Origin of the sequence: Salinibacillus aidingensis (assembly GCF_039522525.1) — a bacterium.
GTDB classification, from domain to species: Bacteria; Bacillota; Bacilli; order Bacillales; family Alkalibacillaceae; genus Salinibacillus; species Salinibacillus aidingensis.
Window position 1 is genome coordinate 530,843 of record NZ_BAAADO010000003.1, and the last position, 21,566, is coordinate 552,408.

Here is a 21,566-nt window from a genome sequence, read left to right on the forward strand (position 1 = left end):
ATTCATGTCTAATTTTCCCTGCAGATGCTAAATATATCCTGAATCAATGAAATATTGAATCACCTTCCTCAATTCATCAAAATTCAACGTTTTGTCCAATACGATTTCCGGTTATTTTTAATATACTATATGGAATCTCTTTAATAGAAGGGGGTGTATGGAATGAAACTCTATTTAGATCCCGGGCATGGCGGAACTGATCCAGGAGCTCAGGGGAATGGGTTGGATGAAAAGCATATCGTACTGGACATTGCTCGCAGAATTCGAAATATTTTAACCGATGAATATGAAAATGTGACGATTCGTATGAGTCGTACGGATGATCGAACAGTGAGTTTGAATCAGAGGACCAATGACGCTAATGAATGGGGCGCCGATTATTATCTGTCTATCCACTGTAATGCCTTTAATGGCTCTGCCAATGGCTATGAGGATTATATTCACAGTAGTTTATCCGACTCTTCCCAGACTGCTGAATATCAGGACATTATGCACGAGGAAATAACGAAGGTGAATCAATTAAGAGATCGGGGTCAGAAAAAAGCTAACTTTCATGTGCTGCGGGAAACGACGATGTCTGCACTGCTCACGGAAAATGGCTTTATTGACAATGAAGATGATGCAAATTTACTGCGTGATCCATCCTACCGTCAAACCGTTGCCCGCGGACATGTCAATGGGTTGGTGAGGGCCTTTAACCTGGAGCGGAAACAGGATCCAGGAGGTACCCTTTATAAAGTCATCGCTGGATCATTTCAATCAAGAGATAACGCAAGAAGCCGTGCGAATGTTTTACGGTCAAGAGGGATAGAAGCCTTTATTACTACAGTAACAATCTCTGGTACCCAATGGTATCGTGTTCAGGCCGGTTCTTTTTCTAACCGGCAAAATGCAGAAAGGCGTCTGCAGGAGGTGCGGAATGCCGGAGTTCCTGATGCATTTATTGTGACAGAAAATGTAGGCAGCGATAACGGGGACACCGATAACGGGGACAGTCCCCAGCCTGATCCCCAGCCAACAGGATATCGGATTACAGGGGTAACCTATCTTTCCCCTGAATTAATGAACCAATACGTTAGAGGCATAAACGGCAATGCCATTGAAATTGCAGGTTACTATTTAACGTTTGGAGAATATTATGGCATCCGTGGAGATATTGCTTTTGCCCAGGCGATGCATGAAACAGACTTTTTACGCTTTACCGGAATTGTGGAGCCGGAACAAAATAACTTCTGTGGTTTAGGTGCAACCGGACCAGACAACCCGGGAGCAAGCTTTGATACACCAAGAGAAGGGGTAATGGCTCATATTCAGCATCTGTATGCTTATGCGACGACGAAGCCATTACCTGAGGATTATCCTCTTGTCGATCCCCGCTTTGACTTGGTGACCCGGGGATCTGCATCAACCTGGACGGGATTAAATGGCAAATGGGCCGTTCCTGGAAATGGTTATGGCCAATCGATTCTGGACATCTATGAACGTATGATCAACTCGAGTATTGATAACCTGGAGGATGTACGTCAAAATGTCAGGGAAGCATAACCTTTAACCCGGGCCGTCACCATCCAGTTTTGTCCGACTTTAAAAATAGGTCAGTCATCCCTTAAAGTGGAATGGCTGACCTTTTTAATAACTGATTTAAGATAAAGGAGCTTCTTTACCATGATGGGCAAGCCCTGCAGCATTAATGAAGAAAATATAGACTGGATAAAGAATCAGCAATGCTAAAATCATGAAGCCGGTACCAGGGCCAGGTTCATCTCCTCCATAGGTAATAGGAAATATAGACGCAAAAAGAAATACATAGAGAACATGATAGGGGAACCATAGGATTACAGACCAGAAGCTCGATTTGCGTCCATTTACCCACTTTTTCGTTAGAATGAAAAGACCAATAGTACCCGAGATCAACGTCATCAAACTCATGACGCCAATGATGATCACCATTTGGTCAATATTTACCTTTGTCAGCCTGCTCAGACGATATAGATTGACCATCAGTTCAATTGGGACGAATAATAGGAAGGCATAAATCGCACTGATTGCGTTTAATTTTACGAAAAAGCTCATAGCAAATCCCCTATTTTGGCTTTTTTATATCATAACATGGGAGAATTATATTTTCCGAATCTGTTTATCAATCAGCATACGTTGGTATAATAATAGAAAAGGATTCAATCATTGAGAGGATGTGTAATAATGGCGGTTACTTATGAAAACTTTCGGGGAGATACTTATTATTTGCACAGCAGAAAAACGAAAAAAGGATAATAGATGATTTATTTTGCGCTGGATCCCATATACTCATTTACACTATAAAAATGCCTGAAACATTTATGTGTAAAAGCTAAATTATGGTAAAAAGAGAGAAGGTACTCTATCATAAATGTATGCTTACCACGGCAGATACATTTAGACTTGTATGTGGGAAATGGAAATGAATATAAACAGATAATCCAGCATAACGTTACTTTTTCTTATTTGGCAAAAATTCGATAACAAACCATGCAATTACAATTCCAACTACAGTTTCTAAAATGTTCCACTTCCATTCAATTGTGTTAGTAAAAATGTAATCAAATATACAAAGCAAAAAATACAAAACTAAAACTAAGATGATTCGTGTTTTATTATTCATAAAAATCCTCTTTCAGTATTTTATCCAATATTATACATTAAGTGAATATAAAATTAAATCAATATATGCACTCAGCAATCGACAGCTCGGTGATATATAAATTTCAATCATTATAGAGGAGCAGGAACCTGGATTGTTCCTGCTCCTCTTCACTTTAACGCTTTAAAGCGGTGAGGGACAGTCCCTCGATTGGTTATAGGTACTCCTCAAACCACTCCGCCATTTCATTTAGCCGGTCTATTCTTAACTTTGGCTTTCCGCTTCTGGACAGTTCGTGATCGGATTCCGGAAAACGGACAAATTTTACTGGCTTATGCTGGTGTTTCAAGGCAACATACATTTGCTCACCTTGTTCGATTGGGCAGCGGTGATCCTCTTCACCGTGAATAATGAGCAATGGTGTTTCCACCTCATTAACGTAACGGATAGGGGAGTGCTTCCACAGCTTGTCAGGTTCATCGAGCTTGTCCGTCTTCAATTCCCACTCCGTAAAGAAGTAGCCGATATCACTTACACCATAGAAGCTGAACCAGTTACTTATCGAACGCTGAGTGGCTGCGGCTTTGAACCGATGGGTGTGTCCTACAATCCAATTGGTCATAAAGCCGCCATAGCTGCCGCCGGTAACACCAAGGCGCTCATGATCAACCCAATTAAATTTTTCAACTACGTAATCCACCGCATCCATGATATCCTCATAATCTTTCCCACCGTAATCTCCTCTGACAGCATCCACAAATTCCTGACCATAGCCGTGACTGCCACGAGGATTCATGAAAAGTACCCCATAGCCTTTTTCCGCAAATACCTGAAATTCATGCATAAAGGAGTTAGAGTACATCATATGCGGTCCCCCATGAATCTCAACAATCAGCGGATATTTTTTGCCTTCCTCAAAATCTACAGGCTTCATCAGCCATCCCTGTAAGGAAAGGCCATCACGTGCTGTGAAATTAATTTCGTCAGGGAGGGAAACCTGCTTATCTAATAACCAATGTTGATTGGCTTCCGTTAAGCGAGTTTCCTTTCTGCTATCCAAAGAAACATGATAGAGGTCACACGGAATTTGCGGATCACTGACTCCAATCACCGCTTGTCTGCGATGTTGATCAAGTCCAAAAGCATAAATCTGACGTTTGCCGCCAGCCACAGTAGTTATGCGTTGGTCCAAACCAATGTGATAGAGGTGTGTATTTCCCCGTTCACTCGCAAGCACATATAGCCCATCATCATTCGCTGTCCATACCGCACCCGGACTTCCTGCACCTGTAGCCAAGTCATTAATAGCCACATCGTTGACTTCTGTATCCCAATCTCCGGTCAGACAGATAAGTTCCTTGGAGTGGAGATCAAGTGTCCAGACCCTGGTCAAAGTTGCTCCTTTATATTCCATATTGTGCCCCAGTATAGAAAGCTTTTTGCCATCATGAGAATAATTGGGGGCTGTATACATTCCTTCACTGTTCGTTAGTTTCGTTAAAATCTTGCTGTTAAGGTCAAGCTCATAAATATCGGAAATCATCGTGAAGTCAGGGTCTTCAGAACGATTGGCGGAAAAGGCAACCCGCTTTCCATCAGGGGAGAAGGCAGCATTGTTATGATGATAGCTTCCCTCTGTAAGCTGTGTTTTTTCACCGGTTTCCAAATCTATGAAAACGAGCTGTGAAAACTTTTCCTCAAGCAGCCCCTGGCCATTTGCTTTATATTTTAATCTTGTTGTGATGTAAGGCTCAGGTTCCTTTTCCTGTTCTTTGGACGCCTTTGCATCAGACTCTGTTTCCTCGATGGATTGATTCTCTTTTAGGCTTGTCGTACATAGAATGGAGCGGCCATCGGGTGACCATACTGGCTGACTGGCACCATTTTTGAAAAACGTAACCTGTTGGGCCTCACCACCATGAAAGGAAATTTTCCAAATCTGATTTGTACCGGACCGATTGGATGTAAACAGAATCGTCTTCCCATCCGGTGACCATCGTGGACTCGTATCCCTGTTGTCACCCTGTGTAAAGGGAATCAGCTCCCTGGTTTGTATGTTCATCACATACAAAGAAGATTGATAGTCTTTCTGTTTATGAATTGTACGCTTCACAAAAACCACCCAATTGCCATCAGGTGACACCTGAGGATCGGAAATAAAGGAAAATTTTAATAAATCGTTGACTGTAATTCCACTTTTACTCATTCATTTCCCACCTTTACGTATGTAATTGCCTGGTGAATTCAAAAAATTCATTCCCTTTCTGTTATACACTAGTTCTATAGTCACCACAACTATTTTTAATCATGTGAAATTAAAGAGTACTTTTTTAAATTATGAAACTTGAATCTATGTAAAACGTACTTTATTAAAAGGGTGGAAAATCTTACAATATTTAATAACACCACTGTACAGGGGGGCAAAAATTGAGGAATTGGTGGAAAGGCAGGAAGGAAGTTATGAGGAAAAGGAAGAAGAACCATGATCACCGTTTTCGGGACTATGTTTTTGATTTTCTCAGCTGGATTCCGGAGCTTATCGTCCTGCCCATTCGATTTATTATTTGGATTGTCAGGGGAATTGGAAAATTGATAGGTGACTTTTTTTAATCCTGGATTATAATGTTAAATACTAAAACGAGCGAATAAAACATACCGAAAAAGTAAGAAGCAGGGGCATAATACCAACATCTTTAATTCGTGAAACACTGTAGATAAATTGCTTTTTGAATTAAGAAAGTCATAAATGATATTGGGGTGATGTTTTGACATTGTTTATTCTTTTTACACTAATTTTATTTTTTGATGGAGCAGCTATCCATTTTCACAGGACTGGTAAGATCGCTTTATGGTTATCTGGAATAGTGATGGGCGTACTTTCCCCAATATTGGGATATTCTTTCGTTTTTGTGTTTTGGCAACTCAGTAAAACTTTCGACCCTTCCTCTACACACGAAGGTGCAGCGTATGCAGGTGTATTTATATTTTTGGGATTGTTAGCTAATGCTATTATTTTTTTCATTATCGGTTTAATTATAAAAATCATTAACCACTTTAAGTCTAATAAAATTAATGTCTAATTACCAAGATGATAAGATGTGCTGGTCAAAAATCATTCTCTTAGGAATTAGTATCATATTAACTTGTGAAGAATCGTGGCGTCGGATCCCGGGTTCATCTTGTGGGTTTTGAATATCTTATTGTGCTGATGGGAGTTGTGCTTTCCTTTGTCGGTTTTCAAAAGTGGAATAAAATGAGACAGAAATTGCATGATAAGTATATGTACATATGTTGGTTTCATGTTATAATATATATAGAATTGCATACGATAGAAATGCCGTCCCATGCTGGTAACATGGAACGGTCGTACAATAGACCAACCCCATCACGAGGGGGGAGGCACTATGAAGGGAATAACCTCTCACGGCCCTGCTAAAGCACATGAGGGGTTATTTTTTATTGTCGGACATGATGATGGCAATTAACGTGCCAAAAGCGATCATTAAGGTCATCGCATCGGTCATATCCATAGGCATCACCCCCTCCCTGGGAGACCCTCTTCAGGGCAAAAGGTGTGCCGTCCCCTCATGTGAAGCTTGTCTATTGTATTTTTTATTATAGCATAATCGAACATATGTTTCCATTTTGTTTAAGGAATTAGTCTTTTTCGACTAGATGTGAATAAATGAAAGGGAAAGGCCATCACCATGCAATGATATGTTATAGTGCCTATGGAACAGACAAAAAAAGGAAAGTGCGGGAGAAAAAAATGGAAGAAAAATCCAGATGGAAAGGCTTTGTTTTAGTTGTTTTAGGCGCTCTCTTTTGGGGAGTGGGCGGGACGGTTGCTCAGCGTTTGTTTCAGGAGGATCATATCCCTGTAGAATGGCTGGTATCCGTACGATTAGTTATAGCTGGACTAATCATGATTTTTATCGCACTGTTTACCAACAGTCGGGACCGAACGTTTCGGATTTGGACCCATAAAAAGGCAGCTATTCAATTGATTATTTTTGGCATTTTCGGGATGCTGGCCGTCCAATTTACATACATGGCTTCAATTAATGATGGGAATGCAGCGGTTGCCACTCTTTTGCAGTATCTAGCGCCGGTTTACATTATTATTTATCTGGTTATAACGAAGGCGAACAGGCTCAAAAAGAATGACCTTATCGCGGTTTGTCTGGCTATTATCGGTACCTTTTTATTGCTTACGAATGGATCATTTCAGGAGTTATCCGTGCCGTTATCCGCTGTTATATGGGGGTTTTTATCAGGAATTGCTCTGATGTTTTATACGCTTTATGCGAATCAGTTATTACAAAAATGGGGATCTCTGAATGTCATCGGATGGGCAATGATTGTTGGCGGAGCGGCACTTGGGCTGTTTTATCCACCCTGGAATATTGATATGAGCGGCTGGACCGTGGAGACAGTTTTCTTTCTTATATTTGTTATTTTGTTTGGCACGATGTTCTCATTCTGGTTTTATCTTGAAAGTTTAAAATATCTATACCCACAGGAAACGAGTTTACTAGGGAGTGTTGAACCACTGGCAGCGATAGTTACGTCTGTCGTGTGGCTGCATATCCCATTCGGAATCTATCAGGTTATGGGAACAGCCCTGATTCTGGTTATGGTAGTGGTCGTATCGATGCCGGAGAAAAAGCGGACAGTTCATGTCGTCCATTAATTTTCATACATAATGGTTTTACTTGATTAGGTTCATAGATTTATAAAGAAAACCACAGGAAAGAGTAGTTCAGTTGTGGAGTACATAACAACATGTATTTCAAAATGGACTACTTTTTTATGCTGTAGGAAATTATCGACCCATTTACATAATAAATACTTTAGGATTTGCTGTTAAAATTGGAATTATGTGTTAATGTAATGGTGAAACATGAAGGAGAAATATGCTTATTCAACTCTCCCGCTTAGAACCGTCAACAGGAAATAAATTATTATTCTTCTTCCACGAAACTGTACGTTAGATAAAGGATGAGGTGAAGTTATGAATTTTATTTACTCATTAGATCCGTTTGTTATGCAACTAATAATCATTCCTTTTATCGTTATTGGTTTAGGGGTTTTGCTGGCTGCTGTCACAAAGAAAATCTTTATCGGTCCTTTAGCAACACTAATTCTTAACTTACTGTATGAAGTCTGCTATTCAATGTATTTTTACCCGGACTCGGAACTGATCTTCAGTTCCTGGAATATTATTTTCCCTCTTTTATCCTTAGTCTTTTCGGCAATTTTTGTATGGGTTAGAAAGTCAAATACGGAAATAGAGATTGAGGATTAAGTGACATGTTACTTTTGAAATGAACAAGCAGGAGAGCTCAATAACGAGGGAGAGGCGTGTTGAAAATAAGAAAAGCCTCAAGAATTATTAGGAATACTTGCGGGGATCGCCAGTTGTATTCTATGGTTTGTACTTAAACCGACTGAATATGAGCAATGATAAACACATTTTTTTCACTAGCACTTCCAGCAATTGTTGCAATTATAGCTTCTAACGCCATATAATTTCTTAATGTTGATAGCATTTCTATGGTCACTGCTAATTAGCTTATATATGGTGCTTACACCAGGCTGTTTTGCTCTTTTTGGTATTACTTGTGTTTGTTATTTAATAAGTTTTTATTTTATTATTATTAGACAGGAAAAGAGACAAACAGGATAAACTTATATCAAACTAAAGCAGCTAATAGAATATATGATTCCAATAGCTGTTTAAGTTAACGAGGGGGAGAAAGGCTTGCTTACATACAAAATTGATGAAGAAGTTTCTTTAAGATTATTTAAGGAAGATGATGCAGAAGAATTTTACAATTTAACCATTGAATCAAAACCATATTTAAAACAATGGCTTGGTTGGCTTGATTATATAAAGAGTGTTGAAGATTCTGCCAATAACATAAAGGCAAGACTTAAAGGGTTTGTAGAAAATGGTGGTTATCCCAAGTCGTTTGCTATCATTTATAGAGGTGAAATCGCTGGTACGATTGGATTTAATGAATTAAATAAAGCTAACCGAATTGGTGTTATTGGTTACTGGTTAGGTGAAAGATTTCAATGTAAAGGTATAATGTCAAAGGCGTTTAAAACTGTGATAGATTATGGTTTTAAGGAACTTGAGTTAAATCGAATTGAAGTTAGTGTCGCAGTTGAAAACCAAAAAAGCAAGGCATTACCTGAACGATTTGGTTTTACAAGAGAAGGTAAAATTAGACAAGCGGAATGGCTTTATGACCATTATGTTGACCATAATATTTACGGACTTTTATCTGAAGAATGGAAGTAAAAATTCTAACTTTTGGTGGTAACCCCCAAAAGTTAGAATTTTTGTTTACTGTTTATACTGATAAATATGTTTCGAAATGTATGCTAATCTATATGCTATTTCTATTGTTAGTAGAAATATTTCTCAAACGAATGTTATTAAAATATGGGGTTAAATTCTATTATAAGGCTATGGGTTTACCCATTGTCCTACACAGTCAATTCAATAAGATTTCCCTCTGAATCCTCAATGACACTTTCATAATACCCATCTCAGTTACCGCTTTTGTTCTTTAATTAAACATTGTCTCCACGATTTTGCTGATGTGAATTTCGGTTGTATTGAACAGTAGAATGTCAAGATCGTCATCCTTTAGTATCATGGGAAGCTCTGTACAGCCGAGAATGATTCCTTCAACGTTTTTCTCATCGATCATTCTGTTTATGATATCGATATAGTCTGCCTTTGTCTGTTCATTGACAATTCCGTTTTCCAATTCCTTTACAATTTTCTCATGGATATAGCTCTGTTCGGATGCTGTTGGAACGACAATGGTTTTGTCATTCTCTGAAAAGGGGGTCTTAAAAAAGTCATGCTCCATTGTAAATTTCGTTCCCAGCAGACCTATCCTCTGCAGGCCTTTTTCCTGAACCGCCTGATACGTTTCCTCAACAATGCTTATCATCGGAATCTGTACTCTTTCTTGTACCTGGTCAAATACAATATGAGGTGTGTTGGCAGAGATTGCCGCATAGTCCGCACCGATTTGTTCCAGCTTTTTAACTGCATCTGTGAGGTAGTCTGTGAGTCCATTGATTTGGTTGGAGTCAATCAACTCGAATACTTTGTACATATTAATACTGTTAATCAGAAATTCAGGCAAATCCTCCTTAGTTCCAACCCTTTCCTGATACTTCGAAATAATCTTCTGATAGTACTCTACGGTAGATTCAGGTCCTAATCCGCCAATTAATCCGAGTTTTTTCATTTGTTTTTCCTCCTTAATCTTATTTTAACATATTGGAATAGTCAGACTTTGATTTTGACCGGGAAAGGCTGTATGGTTAAACCAAAGTTTCTGCAGGGAAAGGAGTACCTTTATGAAAATTATTGTCACGGGAGACACTCATATTTCCGGAAAAAATAAACCGCTCCCTCATCGATTGCTTACTGCCTGTGAAGAAGCAGATCTGATTATCCATACTGGAGATTGGAAGTCCCCTGAGATTTATCAGACGTTAAGGGAATACGCGGAGGTTAAAGGAGTTTACGGGAATGTCGATGGGGAGGAAATTACGGATCAATTTCCTATCAAGGACAGGTTAGATGTAAAGGGCTATAAAATCGGTATTGTTCACGGTCATGGAGAGAAAAAGACAACGGAAAAGCGGGCCATTGAAGCTTTTCAGGAAGATATGCCGGATATTTTAATTTTTGGCCACTCGCACATTCCGCTCATCCGGTATTTTAAAAAGACATTGCTGATGAACCCGGGGTCACCTACCGATAAACGAAAACTGCCTTTTTATTCATTCGGAGTTTTGGAGATTGGGGAAGAACTGCGGACAGAGATTGTTTATTTTAAATAGACGGCCTGTGTGAGACCGCAAAAAGAATTTCATAGATGAAATAGTGAAGAGGGGTATGGAGGACGGTCTATTGTTCTCATGCTGGTTTATCGCTATAATAGATTCAGGTTTATTTTAATTTTCTGAACATAATGGAGGCGAGTTAATGATTGAATTTCCAAAACCAGATATTGAACAATACTTAAGATCCTCTGCGATCACTCATTTTGCGGTAAGTCCGGATGAATCATCGCTGGTATTTAACACGAATCTAAGTGGTGAAATGAATCTATGGAAGTTGGATTTGCCGAATCAATTTCCCTATCAGGTATCCTTCCACAATGAAAATAGCCAATTTGTTGCTTATGACCCGGAAAATCGCTATTTGCTTACGGGAATTGACCATGATGGGGATGAAAACTTCCAGATTTATGCTTTACCGATAAATGGTGGTGTTCCACAGCCTGTTGTGACAGGTGAAAGTGATGAAAAGTTCTATTTTAGCCATTTATCAGAGGATGGAGAGCATCTTTACTATACAACGAATAAGGGGAATCCTAATTATTTAAATCTTCGCAGACGCAATCTGAATACGAAAGAGGATGTACAGCTTTTTAATGGGGAGGAGGCTCCTGTTGAACTGGAGGCGGTAAGCCCTGATGAGGAAACCTTTGTCTATCTTCAGGCTTATGCGAATACCTATCAAATACTTTATTTACATACAAACGAGGAAAGCATGCCTCTGACACCTGATCCAAAAATAGTCCATGTGGCATCAGGCCCGGTTTTTACAGATAACGAAACCATTTATTTCGTTACAAACTATCAATCTGAATTTTCCTATTTGGCTGCTTTTGATTTAAAAGCGAAAACCTTTAAAGAGGTACTCAAATTTGATGAACGGGAAATCAGTGACCTTATTTATCACAAAGCGTCCAAAACCCTTTATCTTGTGACGGAGCATGGAGTTGCAGATGAGCTTTATGCCTATGATATAGAGGCAGGTGAAGTCGAGGAGATTGATATTCCGATTGATACCATTGATCAGCTGAAAGCAGCGAAAAGCGGAAATCTTTATCTGTTGGGAAACAGTGCTGTGGAACCGTCTAATATTTATAAAAGAGATGCTGGCGGTGACTGGACACCGTTAACGAATAATCGGGTTATGGGTATGAGTTCTGACGACTTGGTGGATCCGGAAATTGTCACCTATAAATCCTACGATGATACGCCGATTGAATCATTGTTATTTAAGGCAAAACCAGAAGTGGCCAATGGGTATACGGTATTCTGGCCCCATGGAGGTCCGCAATCTTCAGAAAGGAAGTCGTATCGTTCCTACTTCCAGTTTCTCGCGGGAATCGGTTATAACGTCTTTGCACCTAATTTTCGCGGAAGTACCGGTTATGGAGCAGAGTTTGTAAAGCTGGTTGAACAGGATTGGGGGCATGGACCGCGTCTGGATTGTGTGGAAGGTATTGAGTGGCTGTTAAAAAATGGCTATACAGACCAGGAGCATCTTTTCCTGTTAGGAGGAAGCTATGGAGGGTATATGTCTCTGTTACTGGCCGGCCGCCATCCTGAGTATTTCCGTGCAGTTGTTGATGTCTGTGGTCCCAGTGATTTGTTCAGCTTCTACAATTCTGTACCAGAAGACTGGAAGCCGATTATGAAGCTGTGGCTGGGTGATCCGGAAAAGGATAAAGATCGGTTTATTAAGGATTCTCCCATTACTTATTTAGACCAGATGACAAAGCCGATGTTCATTATCCAGGGGGCCAATGATCCGAGGGTCGTGAAAAAAGAGTCCGATCAAATGGTAGAAGCGTTGAGAGACAAAGGTGTGGAAGTAGAGTACTTCGTGATGGAAAACGAAGGACACGGCTTTTCCAAAAAAGAAAACGAAATCAAAGCCTTTCGTAAAATCGCCGAATTCTTTGACAAATATCAATAAGGATTTTTCGGGTGGTGCCTGTCACCACCCGAAAAATCTTGTTTCACAAATTGTTTCACAAACTAATGTCCATCGTTTTTCCTCGTTCATTTGTCGGTGGATTTTGAGTCTTTCAGCTTAATTGCTTCCTCAAATCCTCTCCTGTTTTAGTTCATAGGATAGATTTTTTCAATGGAAAACGATAATACCTGGGAAGATGTTAGGGATTATGTATCATTTTATTTTATAAATATAGCGAATGTGCTAGTTTTCCTAATAGATTAATCCAGGCGGTAAATCCTGGAAACCCCTCCTTCCGTTAGCCTTTTGACAATTTTCTCATCCCTTAAAGACCTGAAGGTGTAGTACTTTTGTAGATGGCTGAAGGGTCTCCGGAAAGGTACAAAACTACTAATTTTTTACAAAAGCATTTCTGCAGTCAAAATATGACAAAATTTCATGCAGATTTTTACTATACTAGAATTAACTTCATAGACTTTTCACAATAACTCGCCTGCAGCTCTAGAGCCTACATGTTTAAAAATTCGTAGGGAAGGAGGGATGAACAGGGAGTTTTTTTGTTTTTCATCAGGAATAGTCAGGATATTAAAAAAAGGAGGAGATTTTTTGCTGAAAAAGAAACGTCGGCGAACAAGGACTTTTAGTATGGTCGCCTCTGCATTGATGGTATTTTCACTCGTCGCACCGAGTATGACCTATGCTGAGAGTGCAGCAAAGAACAACAAAATTCATGAATCAGCGAAGAATACCCAGCAGGTGGCGGAAGCAAAAGTCAGTGATCGGCTGCACAAGCAGTTTAGTGATCAAAAGCAAGTGACGTATCTGGTTAAGTTTAAGGAAAAGACGGATACGAAACAGGTTGCCCAGGATGCAAGGAAGAAGGCACAATCGAACAATCTATCAGCAACGAAAGCAGAATTCACTCAGCGCTCTGCCGTGATTTCTGCACTAAAAGCAACAGCCCAGCAATCTCAGCAGAATGTAAAAGCTTATCTTCAAAAAGAATTGGAAAAGGGCAGTGCAAAGGAAGTCCATTCTTATCATATTGTTAATGGAATGGCTGTTACGTCCACTAAAGAGGTTGCGGAAAAGATTGCTTCGTTTGAAGAGGTTGAAAAGCTTCTGCCAAATGAAACCCGTCAATTGCTGACACCTGTGGATACGAAGGTGAAAAACAATCCTGAATCTGAATTGACCAATGTAGAATGGAATGTTGAACGCGTTGGTGCACCAGAAGTTTGGGAAGATGGAATTGATGGTACTGGATCCGTTGTAGCCAACATTGATACAGGGGTTCAATGGGATCACCCGGCCCTTCAGAATAACTATCGTGGCTATGATGCGGATACCGGTGAAGCAAGTCATGATTACAACTGGTTTGATGCGACAGCAGGAGAAAGTGAGCCTTATGATGATCAGGGCCACGGAACTCACGTAATGGGTACGATGGTTGGAAATGAACCGGATGGATCCAATCAGGTTGGTGTTGCACCTGGGGCTAAGTTTATTGCTGTTAAGGCATTTACGGCTGCTGGTGGAACAGACGCGGATTTATTAGAAGCAGCAGAATGGATTATGGCTCCAACAGATTCTGAAGGAAATGCACGTGCCGACCTTGCTCCAGATGTTGTCAATAACTCCTGGGGTGGCGGACCTGGTTTGGATGAATGGTATCGTGATGTCGTGACGAACTGGAGAGCTGCTGGTATTTTCCCTACCTTTTCAGCAGGGAATACGAGCTTAACGAATCCAGGTGGTCCAGGGTCTGTTGCTACACCAGCAAATTATCCTGAATCTTTTGCGGTAGGTGCTACAGACAGCAGTGACAATCTTGCAGGATTTTCTCTGCGCGGACCTTCACCATATGACGAAATTAAGCCTGAAATTTCAGCACCTGGGGTAAACATTCGCTCTTCTGTTCCAGGCGATGGCTATGATGGCACCTATAGTGGTACGTCCATGGCTTCCCCTGCTGTATCAGGCGCTGTAGCGTTGCTTCGTCAAGTGGATAGCAGTATTACCGTAGATGAATTGGAAGAAGTGCTGATCAATTCAGCTATTCCAATGACCGATGATGAATATTCAGAGTCTCCGAATAATGGATATGGACACGGTTTGTTAAATGCATATGACGCTGTTGCTCTTCTGGACAACGGTCTTGGAACAATCAAAGGTACGGTTACCAAACATGGGGAAGATAACGTTGCACCAACCATAGAACATACAGCTCCAGAAGAAACGTATGAAGGAATGGATCTTCCTTTGAATATTCATGTGGAAGATGATATTAGTATCGCTTCTGTTTTACTTGAATATCAAAATGCCAATGGTGAATGGGTATCTGTTGAAGCAGGCCGTACATCCGGAGATTACAAGTCTGCAGATTACACAGCTGCCATTCCAGGTGACCAAATTAATGGTGATTCACTCACTTATAAATGGACGGTTGAAGACTTTGGAGAAAACACTACGGAAAGTGACACGTATACCGTAGACGTTCTTCCTGGTATTTCCCTTGGTTATTCCGAGGATTTTGAAGGCACTCAGCCAGCAGGATGGTCTGTATTTGGTGAAAACAGCTCCTGGGAGTGGGGCACACCTGAATCAGGACCAGGAAATGCTGCGTCTGGTGAAAATGTATATGCGACGAACCTTGCAGGTGATTACGATAGTGACATGAATGCAACACTTATGATGCCACCGATTGATTTACCAGAAGGAGAGGCTTACCTTCAATTTAATCAGTGGCACGATTTAGAGCAGTATTCATCAGGAACGGCCTATGACTTTGGCCATGTCTTTATTTCTACCGATCAGGAAGAGTGGACGCAAATCCTGCAAGTTACAGGTACCACCAGTGATTGGGAAGAAGCAGAAGTAGATCTTTCTGAGTACAGTGGTCAAAGAGTCTATATCGGCTTTAACGTTACAACTGACGGTAGTGTTACCCGTGAAGGCTGGTATATTGATGACGTGGCATTGTCTGATACGTCTAATGGAAATCAGGCATCGCTTCATAAGAAGAAAGGAAACAACGGAAAAACAAAAGGTAAGAATAAAGGGAGAAAGAATGGAAATGCATTCGGGTTTATGAATGGCTTAGGTGTCATGAAGTCGAGCCCTAGTGCAGGTCTAAAAGAAAAGGTAAACCCAGCTGATATTCAGCCGAATTTACCTAAAGAAGATCCTCCTGCCCAAGAGGACTATGTTAATCCTAACTTATTGCCTATGCAGGCGCAAGTGAGCGTACTTGAAAGCGGCCGTTCAGTGACAACTGATCCGGCTACAGGAGAGTATTCGATAAGCCATGCTGCCGGAGAATTTACATTAAAAGCAGAGTCCTATGGCTATGAATCACAGGAGCAAAGTGTAACGCTTGAAGCTGATAGTGAAGCTGTAGCAGATTTTACACTTGAAGAAGTTGATCAGTTTACTGCAACAGGAAAAGTTACCGATCAGGCTACAGGTGAGCCGGTTGAAGGTGCGACCGTTCTTTTAGCTGAGGATGCAAACGTTGCACCCGTTGCAACAGACGAAAATGGGGAGTTCTCCATTACTGGTTATGAAGGCTCCTATACCTTAAAAATCATGGCCCCTGATTATTACAGTAAGGATGTTAGCATTGATCTGACAGAAGATGTTCAGGTAAATGCTGAGCTTGAGCCACTGTACACCTATCCTGGCGGGGAGATTGGCTATGATGACGGCACTGCCGAAAATGCAAGAGCTTTTTATGATGCCGGGAATGCCTGGGCTGTAAAAATGTCTCTTCCAGAGGGCAAGGATCAGGGTGTTGTCACAGACGGTGTGTTCCGTTTCTGGAATGAGGAATGGCCACAGCCGGGTGGAACGGAATTTGCTGTTGAAATCTGGGATGCCAATGGTGAAGAAGGTTTACCTGGTGAAAAGATTGCCGGTCCGATTGAAGCAGAGGCGCTTCGTAATGGTGAATGGACAGTTGTGGATTTAAGAGAGCACAATATTTTTGTAGATGGGGATTTCTACATGGTCTATGTACAAACCCATCCAAACCCTGACACTCCAGGACTGGCTACGGACGAAAGCAGCGAGCATGCCGGACGAAGCTTTCAGCGAGTGGCTGGGGAATGGTCACCATCTCCAACGTCAGAAGGAAACTATATGATCCGTGCCCGTGTAAGCTATGAGGTTGAAGATCCTCAAATTACCTCACCGGAAGCTGGACTCATTACCAGTGATGAAGAGGTAACGGTAACTGGTACAGCTTCACCAACGACAGAAGTTGAACTGACGAATAATGGAGAAGCTGCAGGAACTATTGAAGTAGGAGAATCCGGTGAATTTGACATTCCTGTTGAACTTACCGAGGGTGAAAATGTATTAAAAGCAGTATCCAAACTTGATGGAGCTGTGACTGGTGAGTCTGAAGAAGTTTCCGTCACATTGGATACGACAAGCCCTGAGCTTACCATTGACAGTCCTGAGGATGAGTCGAAATCCAATCGTGAAACAGTAACGGTTGAAGGTACAGTCAATGATGCGAATCTTGATTGGGTAAAAGTCAATGGAAGTGAAGCTAATATTTCAGATGACGGCACGTACTCCAAGCGAGTTTTACTCGATAATGGGGAAAATGAAATTGAAGTGGTTGCTCAGGATTTAGCAGGAAATCAAACGACTGAAACGATTACGCTTGATGTTGACTTTACAGCTCCTGAAATCAGTAATCTTCTGCCTGAGGAAGACCATGAACTGAAAGCTGGAGAAAGCGTGCGTATCGAATTTGACAGTGAGACTGATTTGGATGCAACGTTTGTCATCCATATGCCACTCACCAATGCACGTAATCAAGTATCCAACGCAACTGAGCTTCCTATGATGGAAATGTCTGATGGCCACTATGTTGGCTACTGGACCGCCACAAGCAATCTTAAAGCAGAAGGTGCAGTCATCGAAGTAAAAGCAGTAGATGACCACGGAAACGAAACAAGAAAGAAAGCAGACGGGAAGCTTTATATTAATTAAGGTGGTGCCGCCGCGGGTAGTGCCTGTCACCACCCGAATAATCTTGTTTCACAGATTGTTTCACAGAACCCCTGACATCTCACGCACGGTGTCGGGGGTTTTTCTATATTCATTCGCTGATAAAAGTACACTATAATTTACAATTTGTGGAATGTTGGGCAAACCTCTTGATTATCAGCACAATTCGTCGATAATTATAAAGAGTGAAAATGATATAAAGCAGAAAACCGATAAGGGCAAACTTATTGAAAAATAAGGACGCAAAACTAAGGGCCTAAAGCTTACGAGCTATGGCAGCCTGGTTGCCGAAGAACTGGTCATAACAGACGAGCCTTTTTCTTTGGCTGGTCTTTTTTCATGTTATCTACCTTTTTGTCCTTATTGGATGCTGATCTTGTTACGAACAAAAGTCATTAAGCAGCAATCTATGAGTAAGGAAGAGGCGCAAATGAGTGTAATTTTACTAGCAGACGATTCAGCTTTTATGAGAAATTGGCTGAAACAAATTATTCAGCAGCACGGGTCTCATGAGTTTGTAGAAGCCAAGGATGGACAGGAAGCTGTTACAGTTTTTCAGGCTGTCCGTCCTGATATGGTCATTATGGACATGGTTATGCCCGTGAAAAATGGACTTGAAACTCTGTCTGAGATCATGAGTTTTGATTCAACAGCCAAAGTCATTATATGTTCATCGCTTGGGACACAATCAAATGTCATGGATGCCATCCAGTCAGGAGCAAAGGATTTCATTGTAAAGCCTTATTTTAAAAATTTGGGAGAAATTATAGACAAACATCTCGGAACAGCCACCACTTCAACTGAATAAAATTCCAGAATCGCTGGCTGCTTTGATATTTCATACCCATGTTTGCTATAATATAAAATTGGCTCGCCTGATAATCAGGAGAGAGCGGGCAGGGAGAGGGCTATTTAAATTAGACAGGTCGATAAAATGAATAAATGGATGAACAACTTTTTTCAGCTCGACAAGTATGAAACTACACTGAAGAGAGAAGTTATGGCAGGTTTGATTGGTTACTTTGCGATTGTTTATATCATTGCTGTAAACTCTCTCATACTTTCAGAGGCCGGAATACCACTGGAAGCAGCAATTCTGGCGACGATTTTCATTTCCTTTGCGGGCTGTTTTCTTATGGGATTCTGGGCCAATATGCCAATTCTTCTCGTTCCAGGTATGGGAGTAAATGCTTTATTTTCCTATACTATGGTTCAATCGATGGGGCTTTCCTGGCCTGAAGCTTTAGCTGTTGTACTGGTTTCAGGGTTAATATTTGTATTCATTGCATTTTCCAGTTTTGCGAAAACGTTGAGTGAATCGATTCCCCAATCCCTGAAGGAAGCCATTACAGTTGGTCTTGGACTCTTTTTAATGCTCATTGGACTAGAAAAGGGTGGGATTGTAGAAAAGGGTACAAATTCGATTGTGGCACTTGGGGATTTAGGTAATCCAGCTGTGCTTGCGACCGTACTGACTTTTTTGATTGCCATCATTTTGTTCATAAGGAATGTACCCGGCAACTTTCTTATAACTGTTGTAGTAGGAACCTTTATCGCATGGGCATTTGGTTTACTGGATGCACAGAGTAATAACACCAGTCAGCTATCCATTCGTGAATACATGAATGTTTTCGGTTCGATGTCTTTTGACCGTTTATTCTCCATAACCTTCTGGATAGCGGTGTTTTCCTTAACGATGGTATTGGTTTTTGAAAACGTAGGATTAGTACACGGACATGCGAATTTTATTAATCGCCCGGATGGATTTTCAAGGGCATTTCAGGCAACATCCGTTTCGGCTATGTTATCTGGCTTGTTCGGAACCAGTCCTACTGTTGCAACAGTTGAAAGTTCAGCAAGCATGGCAGCAGGTGGCCGAACAGGAATTACGGCGATTACGACCGGCTTTCTGTTTTTGCTGTCCATCTTTTTTATTCCGGTCATTAAGCTGATTCCAAGCAGTGCCATTGCCCCCATTTTAATTATTATTGGCGGATTAATGCTCCAGAATATTCGAAACCTGAATCTCAAGGATATGAGTGAAAGTTTTCCAGCCTTCCTGATTATTGCCCTGATTCCATTCACGTATAGTATTGCGGATGGGATGGCAGCCGGATTTATTTTATATCCAATCTTAAAAGTCGGGATAGGCCGGGCACGAGAGGTTTCGTTTACACTGTATATTATTGCGTCACTGTTTTTAGTGAACTTTGTGGTTCATGTGATTGGCTGAACGTGGATTATTAATTAATTGATTAAGGGGTACAATCCATTATTGCGATTGTACTCTTTTTTGTGTATTCATGGGAAATTCCTGGACAGTAGAAGCTTACTATGCTTACCCAATCATCATCTTATTTTGTTATAATCAATCATCTATTAATTCCTCCATATATGTTAAAATTTTTATAAAGGAGGGTAGGATATGTTCAATATTTTTAGTATTATCCTTATCATTGCCGGAGTTATACTGTTAACTTTTTTTCTAAGTATTATGATTAAAAATAAAAAGATTTTGGTGGTTGTTGAAGCATTGATTATCTTTGGACTGATATTCAGTGTTTATCAAATGCAGTATACTAGTTTTAAAGCTCTCTATTCAGAAGAAATATTTACTGATAGCACCGTAGTAGAGGAAGTCCGAATTACCTTATATAAACCACCCAAAGAGCGCGGTTTATCTGAAATTGACAGGCAAATTACAATCAAAGATTCACAAGTTATAGAGGATATATTGAATGATTTTTCAGGAGTGGAACTAAAGAAAGATCGTGATTCTGCGGGATTATTTAAAGAGTTTGGAATAAGACTCCTTATAACAAGGGAAGCGAAGGAGGATTACTATCTCTCTGATTACCATGGTTTTCGTGTGAATGAAAATTACCTGGGTACTTATGAAATTATTAACGAAACGAACCATTTGAAAACCATTTTATCTATAATGGAAAACACAAAGTAGATCAATTTATAGTGGAATCGATTTTCTTCCTTTATGTTGGATATAAGAAAATATGCTCAAAAGAGGGTCTGTTCTAGAAATCACTCACTTTTTTACCGTTGACACTTTCAGAAAATTCATCATATAATACGGTCAGCAGTTAGATTGTTATACTGGCTGTTTTTTTGTATAAAATTTTTTTGTAAGCGTATTCAAGTATGGAGGTGTACATATGCTGCAAAACCTTCCTGATAAAATCTATTTAAAGGATGTAGGGCCAAGGGATGGATTACAGAACGAAGAGACTTGGATTGAAACAGAAGACAAAGTGACGATGATTGATAAACTGGCTCAATCAGGATTAAAAGAAATTGAAATTTCCTCTTTTGTCCATCCGAAATGGATTCCGGCTTTATCTGATGCGAGAGAGGTTGCCAGACAAATTCAGCGTTATCCTGATGTGAATTATTCAGCGCTGGTTCCTAATCAGAAAGGACTGGAGCATGCACTTGAAGCAGATCTCGATGGAATTTCCGTATTTATGTCTGCAAGTGAAACCCATAATCAGAAAAATATCAACAAGACGATTGATGAGACGTATCCAGTTCTGCGTGACGTCATCGAAGTGGCTAAGCAGGAGAATAAGGTGGTCACCGGCTACGTTTCAACGGTGTTTGATTGCCCTTTTGAAGGAAGAACTAAACCAGAGCAGGTGATCCCTGTTTGTGAACAATTACTGGAGTCAGGTGCTGATTATCTATCGCTTGGAGACACCATTGGATCAGCCGTTCCATCACAGGTGGAAGCTTTACTTGATGAATTATTGAAGCGTTACCCTGAGGAAAAGCTGATTATGCACTTCCATGATACAAGAGGAATGGCGATGGCAAATCTATTAACCTCTCTTAATTATGGGATAACACATTTTGATAGTTCCGTAGGCGGGCTGGGTGGCTGTCCATATGCGCCTGGTGCAGCGGGGAATGTTGCAACGGAGGATGTTCTGTATTTATTCCATGGCCTAGGAATAGAGACAGGTATCTCAATGGATCATCTTTTGGATACAGCCGAATTTATTCAGAGTAAATTAGGGAAGCGGCTGCCAAGTAAATCCCTTACTCATCAATTAAGCAGAAATTAAAATTTATTATGCCGATATAAAAGCAGGGATTCAG

16 protein-coding genes and 1 riboswitch are annotated in these 21,566 nt (G+C 40.6%); of the genes, 13 read left to right on the top strand and 3 right to left on the bottom strand.

Annotated elements, in window-relative coordinates; translation table 11 throughout:
* The first annotated feature begins 162 nt into the window (after positions 1–162).
* On the top strand, positions 163–1,545 hold the full coding sequence (locus tag ABD006_RS09610) for an N-acetylmuramoyl-L-alanine amidase (RefSeq protein ID WP_343840101.1): 1,383 nt from the start codon (positions 163–165) through the stop codon (positions 1,543–1,545).
* Between the two features lie 96 nt (positions 1,546–1,641).
* Here the strand turns inward: ABD006_RS09610 and ABD006_RS09615 are convergent, their stop codons facing one another.
* Together ABD006_RS09615 and ABD006_RS09620 are read right to left on the bottom strand one after the other, a co-directional pair.
* Positions 1,642–2,073 (bottom strand): hypothetical protein, encoded by a 432-nt coding sequence (locus tag ABD006_RS09615; RefSeq protein ID WP_343840102.1) that lies wholly within the window; start codon positions 2,071–2,073, stop codon positions 1,642–1,644.
* Positions 2,074–2,834: 761 nt separating this feature from the next.
* Positions 2,835–4,826 carry a S9 family peptidase gene (locus tag ABD006_RS09620; RefSeq protein ID WP_343840103.1) on the bottom strand — a complete coding sequence of 664 codons (1,992 nt, stop codon included), beginning with the start codon at positions 4,824–4,826 and terminating at the stop codon, positions 2,835–2,837.
* A gap of 221 nt (positions 4,827–5,047) precedes the next feature.
* Between ABD006_RS09620 and ABD006_RS09625 the strand changes: the two genes are divergently transcribed.
* The 5 genes from ABD006_RS09625 (at position 5,048) to ABD006_RS09645 (ending at position 8,930) form a co-directional block, all read left to right on the top strand.
* Positions 5,048–5,230, top strand: coding sequence for a hypothetical protein (locus tag ABD006_RS09625; RefSeq protein WP_343840105.1), 183 nt, complete (start codon positions 5,048–5,050; stop codon positions 5,228–5,230).
* A 155-nt stretch (positions 5,231–5,385) separates the two neighbouring features.
* On the top strand, positions 5,386–5,700 hold the full coding sequence (locus tag ABD006_RS09630; RefSeq protein ID WP_343840107.1) for a hypothetical protein: 315 nt from the start codon (positions 5,386–5,388) through the stop codon (positions 5,698–5,700).
* 689 nt (positions 5,701–6,389) lie between these two features.
* Positions 6,390–7,313, top strand: a complete 924-nt coding sequence (locus tag ABD006_RS09635) for a DMT family transporter (RefSeq protein WP_343840109.1) — start codon at positions 6,390–6,392, stop codon at positions 7,311–7,313.
* Positions 7,314–7,634: 321 nt separating this feature from the next.
* On the top strand, positions 7,635–7,928 hold the full coding sequence (locus ABD006_RS09640; RefSeq protein ID WP_343840111.1) for a hypothetical protein: 294 nt from the start codon (positions 7,635–7,637) through the stop codon (positions 7,926–7,928).
* Between the two features lie 456 nt (positions 7,929–8,384).
* Entirely contained in the window at positions 8,385–8,930 is a 546-nt protein-coding gene (locus ABD006_RS09645) for a GNAT family N-acetyltransferase (RefSeq protein WP_343840113.1), read from the top strand.
* Positions 8,931–9,201: 271 nt separating this feature from the next.
* Here ABD006_RS09645 and ABD006_RS09650 read toward each other — a convergent pair whose 3' ends face one another.
* On the bottom strand, positions 9,202–9,897 hold the full coding sequence (locus tag ABD006_RS09650) for an aspartate/glutamate racemase family protein (RefSeq protein WP_343840115.1): 696 nt from the start codon (positions 9,895–9,897) through the stop codon (positions 9,202–9,204).
* Positions 9,898–10,009: 112 nt separating this feature from the next.
* Between ABD006_RS09650 and ABD006_RS09655 the strand changes: the two genes are divergently transcribed.
* The 7 genes from ABD006_RS09655 to ABD006_RS09685 all read left to right on the top strand — a co-directional run bounded on the left by ABD006_RS09655 (position 10,010) and on the right by ABD006_RS09685 (position 21,532).
* The gene (locus tag ABD006_RS09655) at positions 10,010–10,498 is read left to right on the top strand and encodes a metallophosphoesterase family protein (protein ID WP_343840117.1); all 489 of its coding nucleotides are present in this window, start codon (positions 10,010–10,012) and stop codon (positions 10,496–10,498) included.
* Between the two features lie 145 nt (positions 10,499–10,643).
* Positions 10,644–12,431: a S9 family peptidase gene (locus tag ABD006_RS09660; RefSeq protein ID WP_343840119.1), complete on the top strand. Its 1,788-nt coding sequence runs from the start codon at positions 10,644–10,646 to the stop codon at positions 12,429–12,431.
* 609 nt (positions 12,432–13,040) lie between these two features.
* Entirely contained in the window at positions 13,041–17,435 is a 4,395-nt protein-coding gene (locus ABD006_RS09665; protein WP_425542212.1) for a S8 family serine peptidase, read from the top strand.
* A 225-nt stretch (positions 17,436–17,660) separates the two neighbouring features.
* Positions 17,661–17,745, top strand: a riboswitch (cyclic di-GMP riboswitch).
* Positions 17,746–17,829: 84 nt separating this feature from the next.
* Entirely contained in the window at positions 17,830–18,261 is a 432-nt protein-coding gene (locus tag ABD006_RS09670) for a response regulator (RefSeq protein ID WP_343840121.1), read from the top strand.
* Between the two features lie 126 nt (positions 18,262–18,387).
* Positions 18,388–19,686 carry an NCS2 family permease gene (locus ABD006_RS09675; RefSeq protein WP_343840123.1) on the top strand — a complete coding sequence of 433 codons (1,299 nt, stop codon included), beginning with the start codon at positions 18,388–18,390 and terminating at the stop codon, positions 19,684–19,686.
* Between the two features lie 192 nt (positions 19,687–19,878).
* On the top strand, positions 19,879–20,412 hold the full coding sequence (locus ABD006_RS09680) for a hypothetical protein (RefSeq protein WP_343840125.1): 534 nt from the start codon (positions 19,879–19,881) through the stop codon (positions 20,410–20,412).
* 214 nt (positions 20,413–20,626) lie between these two features.
* Positions 20,627–21,532 (top strand): hydroxymethylglutaryl-CoA lyase, encoded by a 906-nt coding sequence (locus tag ABD006_RS09685; protein WP_343840335.1) that lies wholly within the window; start codon positions 20,627–20,629, stop codon positions 21,530–21,532.
* Positions 21,533–21,566 lie beyond the last annotated feature (34 nt).